The organism is Bacillus cereus group sp. BfR-BA-01316, from assembly GCF_022664195.1.
GTDB lineage: Bacteria > Bacillota > Bacilli > Bacillales > Bacillaceae_G > Bacillus_A.
Window position 1 is genome coordinate 147,595 of record NZ_JAKUGX010000002.1, and the last position, 15,908, is coordinate 163,502.

Below are 15,908 nucleotides of genomic sequence, written 5' to 3' on the forward strand. Positions count from 1 at the left end.
TGTTCCCCTCCTTACGCGAGATACAAACATTCATTATACTAAAATTTTATCGAAAAAGCTATTTTCTTGCTTTTTGACTTTGTAAATATGCCACATAATATTTAGCAGCCTCTACAGGATCTGTTTTTTCCATTTGTTTTACTTTAAAGATAATTTCCATCTTTTCAAGTTTCTCTTTATGGCGTCTTAACGCCTCCAAATGACCTTGTAACGCTTCTTCTGTGTACTCTGGATTAATAAATTCATCCGTCGAAATATCAGTGATAATATTTTTCAACTTTTCATCAGAGAGCCAACTTAAAAATGTTCCGACTGAAGGTTCATTTCCCTTTTCATAATATGCGTATAGTTCATATAAAATCCCTTTATGTTCTTCTGTATAAAAATCTTCTATATGAGGTTCCATACGTACTGTCACTTCTGCACTTTGCAACATATGGTAAATAATTTCTCTTTCTGCCCTTTCAAAACCTGTTAGCTTCGGCTTCGTTTGAACAATTTGAGATGGCTTAGAAACCTGCTTTATTTGTTTTTGCTGTACCTTTTGTTCTTTGCGATATTGGTGCAATTGATTCAAAAGTGTTTCCATTGAATACGAAAATTCTTGCGATAATGATTTTAAATATGATTCCGCCTGCATCGCATCCTGTAGCAATGATAACTCTTTTAAAACACTTTTTACATATTCTTCTTTGCCAGACTCATCTTGCAAATTTTTCCCTAAACGCAAATAATTTATTTTGAAACCAACAAAACTTATACTTGATTTCACAAGATTTTCAAAAGCGGTTGTCCCATATTGTTGCACATATTCATCAGGGTCAAGCTTATCTGGCAAGGATGTAACTTTCACTTGGCAACCAACTTGCAATAGTAATTGCCCTGCTTTCATCGTCGCTTCTCGCCCTGCTTTATCACCATCATAGCAAAGAACAACAGTTTCAACGTTACGTCGCAGAAGTTTCGCTTGTTCTTCAGTTAAGGCTGTTCCCATTGTCGCAACAGCTTCTTCCACACCACTTTTCACCGCGGCTAGTACATCGGCATAACCCTCAAAAAGGACAACCTGCCCACGTTTTCTAATAAACGGCCTTGCTTGGTGGAAATTATACAACAGCTTACTTTTGTAAAAAATCGGTGTTTCAGGGCTATTTAAATATTTTGGAGTGTCATCTCCTAACGCCCTTCCACTAAACGCTATCACCTTACCTTGTAAAGTATAAATCGGAAACATAACTCTTCCGCGGAAGCGGTCATAATGACTGCCATCCTTCTCACTTCTTACAAGAAGGCCAGCTTGTTCCATACTAGATAGCGACAAACCTCTTTTTTGTAAAATTTTCGTTGCTGCATCCCAAGCTGGTGATGCATAACCAACTTCAAATTTCTCAATCATCTCTTTTGTAATACCACGTTTTAATAAATATGAAAGTGCTTCATTTCCTTCTTCTGTATTTACTAATAAATGATGATAATACTTTTTCAAAAGTTCATGAGCCTGTTGCATGATGACAGTGTCATCAGATATGTCTTCTTGTTGTTGTTGTCCTTGCCCTGATGTATATTCTGCAACTGCAATTCCATTTCTTTCGCCAAGCTTTTGAACAGCCTCGGTGAAAGCAAGTCCTTCCATTTTCATAAGAAAAGAAAATACATTTCCACCTTCTCCACATCCGAAGCAATGAAAAATTTGCTTATCAGATGAAACAGAGAATGAAGGAGAATTCTCACCATGAAATGGACAAAGGCCGAAATAGTTACGTCCCTGCTTTCTAAGTTGAACATACTCACCAATCACTTCTACAATATCAGATGATGTCCGAATCTGTTCAACAACTTCTTCGGGAATTCTGTTCCCCATAAATCCATCTCCGTGTCGTATTTTGTATTCGATATAAATTAAAAGATTCCTTTATAATTCGACAATATTTTTCTAAATTTGTTAGAAAGTACTGTCAATCACATTGTGTAAACGATTTTGGACCTTTCGTATAAGTCCCTAGTCTGCGTAAATTCGCAGATACATACTACTATATAAAATTGTATCCATTTGCTCATCTGTTACAAATGTATCTCTTGGAGACAATACATATACTCCTTTTTCACAAGAAGACTAGCAAGCACTATAACCTGTATGATCATGAGATCTGTAGCTTTTGCATGTTAATAAATATAACAGTCAACTTCATCTTGCTCAGAATCTACATAGACCCAATTACCTTGCTGTTTTCTTGAACGATGAGCATAGGATGCGACAAACAAAATTTCGACATAAAATTTTGTTCCAACTTGCACAATTGCATTCTTCACGGGATACGCATCTGCATCAACTAATATTTTACTGATGTTTTGCATATTTCTGTATTCTACATCCCTTCTGTGAATCCTTCCATAATGTGCGTTTTCTTGTCTAGATTTTGTCGATTTAACGTAAATACATGTCTTTTTCGAAAATCCTATCCCTAGTTTATTCTGAAAAATTAAAGTCTAAACGTAAAATATAGGTTTTTATCACAATTTTTTATTATAATATATTTTCTTCAACTACGCTACATATCCCTTTAATTTTCATCTTACATTTAAAGATAACGAAATCGTTCCTTTAGCATAATTAAAAAACAGAAGAATATAAGTATAACCATTCCGCTATATTCTATTACTAAGCCGAAAGTTCATGCTCTACTTCGCATCTTCCTCTACCGCCTTCTCACGAGCGAAAAAAGCACATTCACCTTTGGTAAATGTGCTAAAACATTTTTTGGCTTTGCACTGCATTCACAATAATATTTGCTGTTTCTTCAATCGCCTTATTTGATACATCAATCACTTGACAATTTATTTTACTAATTACTTCTTCAAAATGATCAATTTCTTCTTGAATACGATTAATATTTGCATATGTTGCTCCATCACTTAATCCAAGTGATTTCAATCGTTCTTTTCGAATATGATTTAACTTATCCGGTATAATTTTCAAACCGAAACATTTCTCTTTTGCCACTTGATATAATTCCTCAGGCGGATCCACTTCCGGTACAAGTGGTACATTGGCAACTTTCAAACGTTTGTTATGCGCTAAATATTGTGAAAGTGGTGTTTTTGATGTACGTGAAATTCCAATCAACACGATATCAGCTTTTAAAATACCACGTGCATCTCTACCATCATCATACTTAACTGCAAATTCAATCGCTTCAATTTTTTTAAAGTACTCTTCATCTAATTTTCGAACGACACCTGGCTCATACCTTGGTACTTGCCCTGTAATTCCTTCAATTTGATCGATAAGAGGTCCGATAATATCGTATGCCTCTACTCCTTCTTTTGCCGCTTCTGTCAATAAATATTGACGCATATCAGGCTTTACTAACGTAAAACAAATAAGCGCTTGATTGCTCTTGGCAATCGAGATTACTTCTTTTAATGTCCCTGTATCTTCTACATACGGTACACGTCTAATATCAGGAGCGAATGGGAACTGTCCCATTGCCGCTCTAACAACCAAATCAGCCGTTTCTCCTACAGAGTCAGATACGACATATACGATTTTATTATCCATTACATTACCTCACTTTAAACAAATTACACTTATTCGTTATTTACTAAATTTACAAACGCACGTGTAATATTTGTTTTTGTAATTCGCCCAATCACTTCTAAACCTTGTTTCGTATCCTTCACAACTGGCAACGCATCAATCTGTCTTTCTATTAATTCCATCGCAATATCATATAAAGAATCCTCCCTGCGACACATCGCAATGTTTGGCATCCTTGTCATGATAATATTAACCGGAAGAGAGGTTAAATCCTGCTTTCCTAAGCTAGCTCGTAATAAATCTTTACGAGATACAACGCCAACTAATAAAGTAGATTGATCTACAACAAATAATGTACCAACGTCCTCTAGAAACATCGTACAGATTGCATCGTATACTGATACATTTTTATCAATTACAGCCGGTCTAGATTGATAATCTTGCACTTTAATTTTCTTAACAGCTTCAGATAATAGCTGTCCCCCAGTTTTACCCGTATAAAAATAACCTACGCGTGGACGCGCTTCTAAATAACCAGCCATCGTTAAAATTGCTAAGTCTGGTCTTAGCGTTGCACGTGTTAAACCCAATTGCGCAGCAATTGACTCCCCCGTAATAGGACCGTGATCTTTTACAATCTGAATGATATGTTCTTGCCGTTTATTCAGCTCTATGATAATCACCACCTTTAATGCACAACGAAAAAAGTTATACTATCTCTTAAATATTATATACTAAATATGCTATTCGAAAAAGAAAGTATGTAAAAAGGACCGTATACGGCCCTTTTTATATTTGAAACTTATCAAGTTGTTCCAAGAAACGCCTTGATTTCAAATAAATCCCACAATATTCATCATAATATGTATTCAATACTGTGCGCATTTGTTTTTTTGTACTATCCTTCACCGATACATTACCGAGCCGGTGTAGATCAAAGTGAAAAAAGAGACGTAATAATTTATGAACAGCCTCTCCCACCGGAATACGATACGGATCTTGCTCCGCATGACGCGAGCACAGAAAACCGCCTTCCCGGACAGAGAAGGCGACAAAATCTGTTTCTTGATGACAAATAGCACATGTATCAAAGTACGGGCGCATCCCTAATACCGGAAGCATTTTCGTTTGATAAATTAATGATAATACTTCTGGGTCAACACCCTCACACATATAATGCAACGTTTGATATAACATTTCAAATAAATACGGATTATGCTTCTTATCTTCTGTTGCTTTATCAGTTAACTCAATAACAAATGATGCATAAGCAGTTAAAAATATATCCTCTCGAATTTCTTTCATAGATGAAATAATCTCGCCTTGTTGCAAAGTTCCAAGTCCAGATCCCATTTGAATAAGAAAATGACCATGTGTCATAAGTTGCGAAATAGCTGCTAACCGACTCTTCGGTTTTTTCGCCCCTCTTGCCATTGCACTTACCTTACCAAATTCCCGTGAGTATATTGTAACAATCTTATTCGTTTCTCCGTAATCTGTCGTACGGATAACAATGCCCTCAACTTTTTGAAACATGTTCGTCACCATCCAAGGTTTGAACAAAACGGGTCAAGAAATTGGAGAGTCTAGATGCGCTAACTCCTCTTCATGTTGATCCATCTCATCGTTTACGTCTTTTTCCATTTCTTTCAAAAGCAAATACGTTTCAATGCTTCCTGTTTTGGAGAAAAACTTCCAGGTAAAATCTAGCATAAGAATCCACCTTTCTCAATAAGCGTAGCCTATAAACCAATTTCTTTTGTTGTTATTAAATTGACCCATTTTGTTCATTTTCATGTGAGAAAAATTTTTCCTAATTTATCAAGGTTCATAAAAACCAATAATCAGTGGATGAACACAACATCCACTGATCATAACTTTACTTCATATTAATACTCGTCTTCACGGAAACCAAGGTCACGAAGCTGTGACATCTTATTACGCCAATCTTTTTGCACTTTCACCCATACTTCTAAAAATACTTTAGAACCAAGAAGTGCTTCAATGTCAAAGCGAGCTCGCTTACCGACTTCTTTTAACATCTTCCCTTGCTTACCTATAATAATTCCTTTTTGTGATGCACGTTCAACAACAATCGTTGCGTTTATATAAACCGCTCCGCCCTCACGTTTTTGAATCGCATCAATAACAACCGCTACAGAATGCGGTACTTCTTCGCGTGTTAAATGTAATACTTTTTCACGAATAAGCTCTGCAATAATAAATCGCTCCGGATGATCCGTTACTTGATTATCCGGGTAGTATTGTGGTCCTTCTGGTAAATACTTTTTAATTGCTCCAATTAACGCTTCCACGTTATTACCGTCTAATGCAGAAATTGGTACAATCTCTGCAAACTCATGTAGTTTACGGTATTGATCAATTAACGCTAATAATTGTTCTGGATGAACTTGGTCAATTTTATTGATTACCAAAAATACCGGTTGTTTCGTTTCTTGTAATTTCTCAATAATAAATTCCTCACCACGACCAAATCCTTCAGTTGCATTGACCATAAACAGAACAATATCAACTTCTTTCAATGTCGTTTGAGCCATCTTCACCATGAAATCGCCTAGTTTATGTTTAGGTTTATGTATTCCTGGTGTATCAATGAAAACTACTTGTGAATCATTTTCTGTATATACACCTTGAATTTTATTACGAGTTGTTTGTGGCTTATCGCTCATAATGGCAATTTTTTGACCGATAATACGATTTAAAAATGTAGATTTCCCAACATTCGGTCTGCCAATAATAGAGACAAAACCTGATTTATAACCTTTTCTATTCATGTAAATCCTCCGCTAAAAATGCTCCTGGTAACAATTCTCCGACTGTTGTCTCTTGAACATCACCATGTAAGTTTGATAGGTATACTTTCGTATCCTGTTTACATAATTCTACCATAACTTGTCGACATGCTCCACAAGGAGGTACCGGACGCTTTGTATCCGCTACGACTGCAATAGCTACAAACTCGTTATCTCCTTCAGAAATCGCCTTAAATAACGCTGTTCTTTCTGCACAGTTACATAAACCATATGATGCATTTTCAACATTACATCCACGATATATTTTTCCATCCTGAGTTAGTAAAGCTGCACCTACTTGAAATTTAGAATATGGTACGTACGCTCGTTTACGCGCTTCGGTTGCTTCTTGAATTAATTGTTTGCTATTCATTTCCCGCATCCTTTCCGTTCACAGATGTGAATAGATACACTCGTTCATTAAAGGCCTTCACGGCGCTCCCAAAGCTTAATAAAAGCTTCGGAATGCAACTATACCATATACGGTAAAAAGATAATAGCACCAATTACAGCAGCTATAATTGCAAACAATAAAACCGCACCCGCTGCAACATCCTTTGCAATTTTTGCAAACGGATGAATATCGGCGGTTGCTAAGTCTACCGTTTTTTCAATAGCCGTATTCACCATCTCTAAACTCATTACAATCCCTATCACAATAAGTAATACAATCCATTCCATTGTTGTAATATGGAAATAAAAGCCGCAGCATATAACAATGACTGCGGCTAAATAATGAATTTTCATATTTCGTTCATGACGAAGACAAAAGTATATACCAGCTATAGCATATCCAAAACTATCTAAAAGTTTTCCTTTTTTCATCGTCCTAATCCAAAGGCCTCTAAAATTTCTTTTTGTCTTCCAAACATTTCTTTTTCATCTTCTTCTGTCATATGATCATAACCAAGCAAATGCAAAAAGCCATGTAGTGCTAAAAACCCAAGTTCTCGATCAAAAGAATGTCCATATTCTTCAGCTTGTTCTTTTGCTCTTGGAATAGAAATAATAAGATCTCCTAACATACGCGGCATCTCCGCACCGACAATTTCCATTTCGCCTTCTCCCATTTCTTCCATAGCGAAAGAAATAACGTCCGTAGGCTGATCCTTATCTCGGTAATCACGGTTTATTTCACGAATACGTTCATTATCTACAAACGTAACCGATAATTCTGCTCCTTCTTCTATGTTTTCCATTTGGGCTGCTTTCTCTACCAGCCCTCGAATCAAGCTTATATACTCGTCTTTCACTTCTTCTGTTTCATCAATAAAATCAATTAATAAACTCATTCTTTCTCCTTTTCTTCCGGCGGCTCCGGATATGTAATACGGGAATGGAAAATACCATTTAACGTTTCACATAACGTTTTTCCAACGATTTGTAGTTCCTTAAATGTCAAATCACATTCACTAAATTGACCATCTTGCAAACGATCTCTAATGATACTTTGCACTAAATTATTGATTTGATCTGGCGTTGGATGATTCATTGAACGTACCGCCGCTTCTACACTATCAGCAATACCAACGATCGCCGACTCCTTAGAAGTTGCTTTTGATCCTGGATAGCGGAACATTTCCTCAGTATATTTCTCTTTATCTTCTTTAATAGCCTTATAGTAAAAATATTTAAGTAGCGTTGTACCATGATGCTGTCCAGCGATATCAATAATTTCTTGAGGTATATGGTGTTCTTCTAACATTCTCACCCCATCGGTTACATGAGCAATTATAATATCTTTACTCGTTACAGGGTCTAATCTATCATGCGGGTTTTCAATCCCCATCTGGTTTTCAATAAAAAACCGCGGTTGTACTGTTTTCCCTACATCATGATAATACGCCCCTACACGAGCTAATACCCCGTTTGCTCCAACTGCTTCACATGCAGCTTCTGAAAGATTAGCTACCATTACACTATGGTGATATGTACCTGGTGCTTCTAATAAAATTTTGCGCAAGAGCGGGTGATTCGGACTTGAGAGTTCCATCAACTTCATACTTGATACAATCCCAAGGCCACTTTCTAAATACGGTAAAATCCCCATAGCTAGAACAGAAGAGATAATCCCTGAAACTGCAGCCATTAATAATTGTATCCCAATTTCAAGAGGCGAAAAGTTCCCATTTCGCAATAATAACAACGCCGCTAATACGACTACATTTAATACAGAAACGAGTATACCGGCTTGTAAAATCATCGTACGACGATTTTTTTCTCTCAAGAAAATACTAACTGATAATGAACTTAATAAAACATAAATCCCCACACTATAATTCAGTGTACTCGTTACACCTTCATTAAACATAATACTTCCGCACACAGAAAAGATCATACTCGTTAAAAATACAAATCGATCACCAATCATTAATTTTACAAGGATTGTTCCCATCGCAACTGGAACAACATACGCGATTCCTGCATATTCAAGCTTTTGAAACAAACTAATGATTTTCATTAAAACAATCGTGATAGATAAAATTGTGATATACGCTAAAACATACGGCCTATCTTCTCTTTTTCGCTGTAAAAACACTTCAAACTGCTTATGCATAAAGTACAATAACACACAAATAAGTACAGCCAGACCAACATAAGGTTGGAAGGTATTGCCCTTCTCTAACAATCCGGCTAACTTCAACTGCTCATATGCTTCTCGTGAAATCGTATCGCCTTCTTTCACAAGAACTTGCCCTTGAAGGATAAAAACTGATGCAACTGAATCTTCTGCTATTTTTTGACTATCTTTCGTCGCAGCTGAATCATAAAAATAGTTCGCTGTAATCGCATACTTCCCTAGTGTATTCACCGCAACTTTTAAATCACTGCTTATACTTACGCTACTCATTTCAGTAACAAATCGTTCTCTTGCGGCTTCTTCTTGATCCATCTTAATGTGTTCACTCATAATTTTATTAACCGCTGTTACAGCCGCATCCTTCGCCAATGACAATTGACTTGAATCAGCATTAATAAATTTCAGCAATATCGAGTCTGTTAAGCTTTTCGCTAAATCTGTTGGTAATTTCTTCTTTAACTTGTCCAATTTGTCCACATCAGAAATTTTTTTATACTCGTCTGGGCCAGTCGATTTAGCCTCTGCCTCTACTTCACTTACCGCATCAAAGACGGAATTTACAATATCCACTTTATTTTGCTTATATTCGCCTTTATATGTATATTTATCCTCAACCTTTTGAGCGGCTTCTTTTTTCTTTTTCGCTGTTGCGGCTTTATCTTCAATTTTAATAGGAGAGTGAATTGTTTTTTTAGCAATATCGAGCTCTTTAACATCTAATTGCTCTGGTTTCACATTATTCATAAGTGCAAAAAACAGTACCGCTCCTAATAAAACGTAAGAAATCCAACTTAGTTTTTTCGAATGTTGTAAATTACGAAACCACTTAGAAATTTCTTGAGATCTTGACATGATTTCAATACCTTCTCCTCTCCAGAAATAAAGTGAAACTATTTATAGCTTTCATTTCTTCCAGCCAACGATGCTTTTTCGGACCATATTTTTATAGACCATCACCTATAGTTTATTTCCCTCGTCTTTAATGATAGTAAAAAATATGTCATTCGCCAACCTTATCATACAAAAAGAAATGATCCTGACAAATAGGATCATTCCATTTTATCATATGCCTCAATAATACGTTGCACTAACGGGTGTCTCACAACGTCCGTTTGTTCCAATGTAATGAACGAAAGACCTGATACACCAGATAAAATATTAGCAGCAATAGAAAGACCTGACTTTACCCCTTTTGGTAAGTCTACCTGTGAGGGATCCCCCGTAATAACCATTTTAGAACTAAAACCTAATCGCGTTAAAAACATTTTTATTTGAACACCAGTTGTATTTTGCGCCTCATCTAGTATAACAAATGAATCATCAAGAGTACGCCCTCTCATATAAGCAAGAGGTGCAATTTCAATTACACCACGTTCCATCATACGTTGTGTATATTCTTGTCCAAGAATATCATGTAACGCATCATATAGTGGACGTAAATACGGATCTACTTTTTCTTTCAAATCACCTGGTAAAAACCCTAAGCTCTCTCCAGCTTCTACAGCAGGTCTTGTTAAAATAATTTTCTTTACATACCCTTGCTTTAAAGCTCTCACAGCCATTACTACGGCTAAGTATGTTTTTCCTGTCCCAGCAGGTCCTATCCCAAATACAATATCATTCTTTTTCATTGCATGAATATATCGTCTTTGCCCCATCGTTTTCACACGAATGGATTTACCTTTTGCCGTTTTAAAAATTTCCTCTTCATATAACTCTTCGAATTGAGCAATTTTCCCTTGTTGCCCAAGCTGAATCGCATACGCAACATCTCTTTCCGAAATTGATACACCTTTACGGATAACAACAAGTAACTGTTGTAAGATTTTTTCTACGAGCACCACCGTTTCATCTGCCCCAGATACACGAACAGATTCTCCTCTAGTCACAATCGATACACTAAGTTCTCGTTCAATTACTTTTAAATGAGCATCATTTATCCCAAAAAGAGCGATTGCTTCGTCGGGATTTTCCAATTGTTGGTTCATTTCTACTAATTGTTCTGCCATTACTCAGTCTCCTTGAATATCGGATTCAGATATTGGTTGTGGCTCTGCAATATTTTCAATCACTGTATAATGTAATGTGACCTTTAGGTGATCCGCCTCAACCTCTTTACTCAAAATGTTATCACTTACAATCATAGCATGTTCATCCAATTTTTTCTTCAGTTCTTTTTCTGCCATCTCTTTCGCTACTTTCATTGCTTGTTTTTCGGTATATTCTCGGTTCGCTTCTTCCTCTTCTCGTACAATATCTTTCTCGTATGCAACTGGTAATGTGAATCCAAATAATTTCACATCATGTTTTACACTTTCAGTACGAAAGCGCTTATACTTATCCTGTTGAAATCCCCATATTTTTATTTTAGCACTCCCAAATTTAAGGAAATATTCATTGTATGAATTACCAGTATACACTTGAAACTGTGTCTTTAACGGAACATCCACCTCAGATTTGTACCACGTTTCTCCATATACAATCCCTTTAGCCGAAACAACTGTCGGATTCTCCTCATTACCATACATCCCCGATACGAGAAGTTGCCCCTTTTCTACATGGTCATTTTTCATGACAACGGGCTTCCCAACTTCCACAAATGTTTTTGTAATAATCCCTTCTTTTTTTGCTACTAAGTTTTGTGGCTGTTGTTCACTTTCTTTTTTCGGTTCATTTTTTTCAACAATCTTAAAATGATATGTTGTCCCTCTTATTTCTAATCCCGCCCAAGTAATCGCATTAATATTGTCTGTCAAATGACGTTGAACATCTTCTACACTCGGCATTTGGAACTGTAATTTCCCTTTTTTTATACCCATTTTGTCCAATTCTTTCATCAATATATATTCTGTTTCAGGTTTCGCTCCTGTAATTTCAATTTTCCACACCATATTTGACAATGCGATCATTCCGAAAAAAAATATTAAAAACCCAATTAAAAATCCACTATTTTTAATTACACGCTTATTCCAAAACGGAAAACCGTAACGTCCAATAAAATATAATTTACATTCATTTTTTCTATAAATTGGTTTTATCTTTTTCACATCTCGTAATAACATACAAAAAACTAACGTTTCATCAGCTATCTTCTTTACATCCCAAACGAGTAATTTCCTCCGCACACACTCGTTAACAAAGCGTTCCGCTCCTCTACCTTCAATTCGCACCTTTACATACCCAAGCCATTTTATAAACCATTTATTTTTCATCGACTATCTCCACTACCTTTCTAAAAGTAGATACACTACTTTTCAATTCGATTATCAAACTAGCTCGTACTAAAATTTTAATTAGTAGATTCCTTGATCCTCACTAATTATTAACCTTCACGAGCCAGTTTTTTACGTGAAACTCAATTCCCACCTATCTTCTTTGTACGAACCGAATATTGAGGCCAGAACGTTACCACCTGTTAATATAAGGTAACGAAGAAAAACTTCACAAACGGAAGTTCCTCCTCACTCCTCTTTCTTTTCATTTTCTAGAAACGTCACTTGTTCAATAATCCCTTCAAGCAACAGTTCTTCTGGAAGGATTGTTTTAATAACAAAGGATTGACCTTTAATTAATAATTGACCATGTTTCAATAACAATCTTACCTCTTTATCTGAAAACACTAATAATCCTCGATGATTTTCTATATAGATATGTACTTGCCCAACAAGCGTGATCCGAGGTAGATCCATTAACACATCCACTGGCAGGTCTATTTGCTTCGTTAACCAATTCTTCATTTGTTCTAATTTTTTCATCTCAAAAGACCCCCTCTCATCCCATATGTATGAAAAAAGAGCTTGTAATATCACGTCCAAACTGAAAAAAGCATAAAAAAACGTCTCATACGAAATGAGACGCTTTTTTATGCTAATAGCTGGATAACCAGCTTATTCACAAGTGATCCGTCTGTTTTACCTTTTACTTTCGGCATAACAGCAGTCATCACTTTACCCATATCTGCTTTAGATGTAGCACCAACTTCAGAAATAACTTGCTTAATTATATCCGCTAGTTCTTCTTCTGTTAATTGCTCCGGCAAATATGCACTTAAAATCTGAATTTCACTTTGCAGTTTATCAACAAGGTCTTCACGACCAGCTTTTTTAAATTCAAGGAGGGAGTCCTTATACTGTTTTACTTCACGAGCTAAAACTGTTAATTCCTCTTCTTCAGTAAGAGTATGTTGCAGTTTAATACCTTCATTTTGTAAAGCAGCCTTAACCATACGAATAACGGTTAATTTTTCTTTTTGTTTATTCTTCATCGCTTGTTTCATATCATCGTTTAAACGACCGAGAAGACTCATAACTTACACCCTCTCTTAGAACTTACGCTTTCTTGCCGCTTCAGATTTCTTCTTACGTTTTACACTTGGCTTTTCATAAAACTCGCGCTTTCTTGCTTCAGCAAGTGTACCAGTTTTAGAAACCGATCTTTTAAAACGGCGAAGTGCATCCTCCAAAGACTCGTTTTTACGAACGACTGTTTTTGACATTCTCTTTCCCTCCCTCCGAAACATCACACTTACATACTAACTTCAGCATGCAAAAAGAAACACTTCTTCAGCATGTCTTTTAAGATTATAATACATTTTATCACTTCAGGTCAACTATTTGGCAGAATAAAAGAAGAATTGATGCTCTTCCTTTTTCAAAAACTATGTTGATAGCCGTTATCTCTTCCCCTAAAAATAAATATATTTTTATCACTGGATCTTTTTTATACAAGGATACGCTCAAAAACCACTCATTTAACGAACAACCCACTGCATCTTCTTTCAATACTTAACTTCTCCATGAACGAAAAAAGCATGCAAACCCTTGCCGTTTGCATGCTTTTTATTATGCGCTTGCTGATTCTTTTTTTACATCATCTTCAAGAACACGAACAAACTGCGCTTCGTTATATGGATAACCAGCTTTTGTAATTTTCACTTTTACTAGCTTACCAATCAATTCTTCAGATCCTTCAAACACAATTTTTAAATAGTTATCTGTATAACCTACATATAAACCTTCACGATCACCATCTTTAAATGTCTCTTCCGGAATGATTTCAAGTACTTCACCTTCAAATCCAGAAGCATACTCTTTCGCTAATTGATTTGATAGCTCAATTAAACGGTGAACACGATCGTTCTTCACGTCTTCAGGAATTTGATCTTCCATACGTGCTGCTGGTGTACCTGTACGTTTTGAATAAGGGAAAACGTGTAATTCAGAGAAACGATTCTCTTTAATGAAATTGTACGTTTCCATGAATTCTTCTTCTGTTTCACCTGGGAATCCAACAATTACGTCTGATGTAATCGCAAGACCTGGTAACGCTTCTTTCAAACGATCTAAACGCTCTTGGAAAAATTCCATCGTATACTTACGGCGCATACGTTTCAATACAGTATTAGATCCTGACTGTAATGGAATATGCAAGTGACGTACAACTACTTCTGATTTATCTAACACTTCAATTACTTCATCAGAAATTTGACTCGCCTCAATAGAAGAAATACGAAGACGTTTCAATCCGCCTACTTCCGCTTCCATATCGCGCAGTAATCCCGCTAAGTTATACTCTTTTATATCTTCACCGTACCCACCTGTATGAATACCTGTTAATACGATTTCTTTATAGCCCGCATCTACTAATTGCTGCGCTTGTTTAATAACTTCTTTTCCATCACGAGAACGCATTAAACCACGCGCCCAAGGAATGATGCAAAATGTACAGAAGTTATTGCAACCTTCTTGTATTTTTAAAGATGCACGTGTACGGTCCGTGAAATATGGTACATCCAACTCTTCATATACACGTGTTTTCATAATATTGCGGACAGCATTAATTGGTTGACGTTCTTTACGGAATTCTTCGATGTATCCTAACATCTTCTCACGATCTTGCGTACCAACAACAATATCTACACCTGGAATTGCCATAATTTCTGCTGGAGATGTTTGCGCATAACATCCAGTTACACAAATTACCGCATCTGGATTTTGACGTACAGCACGTCTAATTACTTGACGGCTTTTTTTATCTCCAGTATTTGTTACTGTACATGTGTTAATAACATATACATCAGATTTTTTTTCATATTCAGTTCTTTCATAACCACCTTGTTTAAACAATTGCCAAATCGCTTCTGTTTCATAGTGGTTTACTTTACAACCTAACGTGTGGAACGCAACAGTTGCCATTGATTATCACCCCATCAATTCAAAATGATAAGAAGCGGCACTTAACGCATAAAGCGGAGCCGTTTCTGTTCTTAAAATTCTTGGTCCTAAACTGCATGGTACAAATTTATGTTCACGAAGTGCGGTTATCTCTTCCTCCGCTAAACCACCTTCTGGTCCAAATACAATTAACAGCTTTTGACCCGGTTTAATCGTCGCTAAAGCTTTCGCAAAATTAGATTTCTCACCTTGTTTCGCTTCTTCTTCATACGCAACAAGACAAACATCATACTCGCTACTCATCGACAGCAATTGTTTAAATGATGAGGGAACGTGTACTTCTGGAATTTCACTTCTATGCGATTGTTCTGCGGCTTCTTTCACAATTTTTTTCAAACGCTCAACTTTTTTATCTGCTTTTTTTGCATCCCACTTTACAATAGATCGAGATGCTTGAAATGGTAAAAATGCAGCTGCCCCAAGCTCAGTTCCCTTTTGAAAAATTAACTCAAGCTTGTCTCCTTTCGGCAGTCCACTTGCAATCGTCACGAACACAGGAAGTTCGCTTGACGCCTCTACCCATTCTACAATAGCGGTATCTACAAATTCACTGGTAATTTCAGCAATTGAACATTCCGCTGTTTTGCCATTCACACAGCAATAAATATGGTCACCAGCTGACATACGCATCACTCTTGCGATGTGATGGACATCATCACCCATTATGCGAATACTTGTCTCATTTACATATTTCTCTTCTACAAAATAACGTTGCATATAATCACCTTAGTAGAGTTTCGTTC

Annotated in this window: 19 protein-coding genes; all 19 read right to left on the reverse strand. The window is 36.3% G+C overall.

The window, feature by feature from the left end; genetic code table 11:
* Positions 1-58: 58 nt before the first annotated feature.
* The 19 genes from dnaG to MR071_RS02550 all read right to left on the reverse strand — a co-directional run bounded on the left by dnaG (position 59) and on the right by MR071_RS02550 (position 15,882).
* Complete coding sequence (gene dnaG, locus MR071_RS02460) at positions 59-1,861, reverse strand: DNA primase (protein WP_105584472.1); 1,803 nt, start codon at positions 1,859-1,861, stop codon at positions 59-61.
* 302 nt (positions 1,862-2,163) lie between these two features.
* A complete protein-coding gene (locus MR071_RS02465; protein WP_242234767.1) occupies positions 2,164-2,355 on the reverse strand; it encodes a PIN domain-containing protein in 192 nt (63 codons plus the stop codon).
* A gap of 391 nt (positions 2,356-2,746) precedes the next feature.
* Positions 2,747-3,559: a pyruvate, water dikinase regulatory protein gene (locus MR071_RS02470; RefSeq protein ID WP_105584471.1), complete on the reverse strand. Its 813-nt coding sequence runs from the start codon at positions 3,557-3,559 to the stop codon at positions 2,747-2,749.
* 29 nt (positions 3,560-3,588) lie between these two features.
* Positions 3,589-4,221 carry a transcriptional regulator CcpN gene (locus tag MR071_RS02475; RefSeq protein ID WP_105584761.1) on the reverse strand — a complete coding sequence of 211 codons (633 nt, stop codon included), beginning with the start codon at positions 4,219-4,221 and terminating at the stop codon, positions 3,589-3,591.
* Between the two features lie 106 nt (positions 4,222-4,327).
* Positions 4,328-5,074, reverse strand: coding sequence for a DNA repair protein RecO (gene recO / locus MR071_RS02480; protein ID WP_105584470.1), 747 nt, complete (start codon positions 5,072-5,074; stop codon positions 4,328-4,330).
* 33 nt (positions 5,075-5,107) lie between these two features.
* Entirely contained in the window at positions 5,108-5,251 is a 144-nt protein-coding gene (locus MR071_RS02485; protein ID WP_000883924.1) for a YqzL family protein, read from the reverse strand.
* A 176-nt stretch (positions 5,252-5,427) separates the two neighbouring features.
* Positions 5,428-6,333, reverse strand: a complete 906-nt coding sequence (era, locus tag MR071_RS02490) for a GTPase Era (protein ID WP_002111885.1) — start codon at positions 6,331-6,333, stop codon at positions 5,428-5,430.
* Positions 6,326-6,724 (reverse strand): cytidine deaminase, encoded by a 399-nt coding sequence (locus MR071_RS02495; RefSeq protein WP_002111886.1) that lies wholly within the window; start codon positions 6,722-6,724, stop codon positions 6,326-6,328. The genes era and MR071_RS02495 overlap by 8 nt, the downstream gene beginning before the upstream one ends.
* 98 nt (positions 6,725-6,822) lie before the next feature.
* On the reverse strand, positions 6,823-7,176 hold the full coding sequence (locus tag MR071_RS02500) for a diacylglycerol kinase family protein (RefSeq protein ID WP_105584469.1): 354 nt from the start codon (positions 7,174-7,176) through the stop codon (positions 6,823-6,825).
* Complete coding sequence (ybeY, locus tag MR071_RS02505; protein ID WP_002088675.1) at positions 7,173-7,643, reverse strand: rRNA maturation RNase YbeY; 471 nt, start codon at positions 7,641-7,643, stop codon at positions 7,173-7,175. Before ybeY ends, MR071_RS02500 begins: the two co-directional genes overlap by 4 nt.
* Complete coding sequence (locus MR071_RS02510; protein WP_105584468.1) at positions 7,640-9,784, reverse strand: HD family phosphohydrolase; 2,145 nt, start codon at positions 9,782-9,784, stop codon at positions 7,640-7,642. Before MR071_RS02510 ends, ybeY begins: the two co-directional genes overlap by 4 nt.
* A 197-nt stretch (positions 9,785-9,981) precedes the next feature.
* Positions 9,982-10,941, reverse strand: a complete 960-nt coding sequence (locus MR071_RS02515) for a PhoH family protein (protein WP_105584467.1) — start codon at positions 10,939-10,941, stop codon at positions 9,982-9,984.
* A gap of 3 nt (positions 10,942-10,944) precedes the next feature.
* A complete protein-coding gene (gene yqfD, locus MR071_RS02520; RefSeq protein ID WP_242234769.1) occupies positions 10,945-12,144 on the reverse strand; it encodes a sporulation protein YqfD in 1,200 nt (399 codons plus the stop codon).
* 249 nt (positions 12,145-12,393) lie between these two features.
* Positions 12,394-12,687 (reverse strand): sporulation protein YqfC, encoded by a 294-nt coding sequence (yqfC, locus tag MR071_RS02525; protein WP_002088680.1) that lies wholly within the window; start codon positions 12,685-12,687, stop codon positions 12,394-12,396.
* A 107-nt stretch (positions 12,688-12,794) separates the two neighbouring features.
* A complete protein-coding gene (locus MR071_RS02530; RefSeq protein ID WP_000054578.1) occupies positions 12,795-13,238 on the reverse strand; it encodes a GatB/YqeY domain-containing protein in 444 nt (147 codons plus the stop codon).
* A 15-nt stretch (positions 13,239-13,253) separates the two neighbouring features.
* A complete protein-coding gene (rpsU, locus tag MR071_RS02535) occupies positions 13,254-13,427 on the reverse strand; it encodes a 30S ribosomal protein S21 (RefSeq protein ID WP_000048061.1) in 174 nt (57 codons plus the stop codon).
* Positions 13,428-13,527: 100 nt separating this feature from the next.
* Entirely contained in the window at positions 13,528-13,713 is a 186-nt protein-coding gene (locus MR071_RS02540; RefSeq protein ID WP_242234771.1) for a hypothetical protein, read from the reverse strand.
* A 60-nt stretch (positions 13,714-13,773) separates the two neighbouring features.
* Positions 13,774-15,126 carry a tRNA (N(6)-L-threonylcarbamoyladenosine(37)-C(2))-methylthiotransferase MtaB gene (mtaB, locus tag MR071_RS02545; protein ID WP_105584465.1) on the reverse strand — a complete coding sequence of 451 codons (1,353 nt, stop codon included), beginning with the start codon at positions 15,124-15,126 and terminating at the stop codon, positions 13,774-13,776.
* Between the two features lie 6 nt (positions 15,127-15,132).
* Positions 15,133-15,882, reverse strand: a complete 750-nt coding sequence (locus MR071_RS02550) for a 16S rRNA (uracil(1498)-N(3))-methyltransferase (protein WP_002190700.1) — start codon at positions 15,880-15,882, stop codon at positions 15,133-15,135.
* Positions 15,883-15,908: the final 26 nt, after the last annotated feature.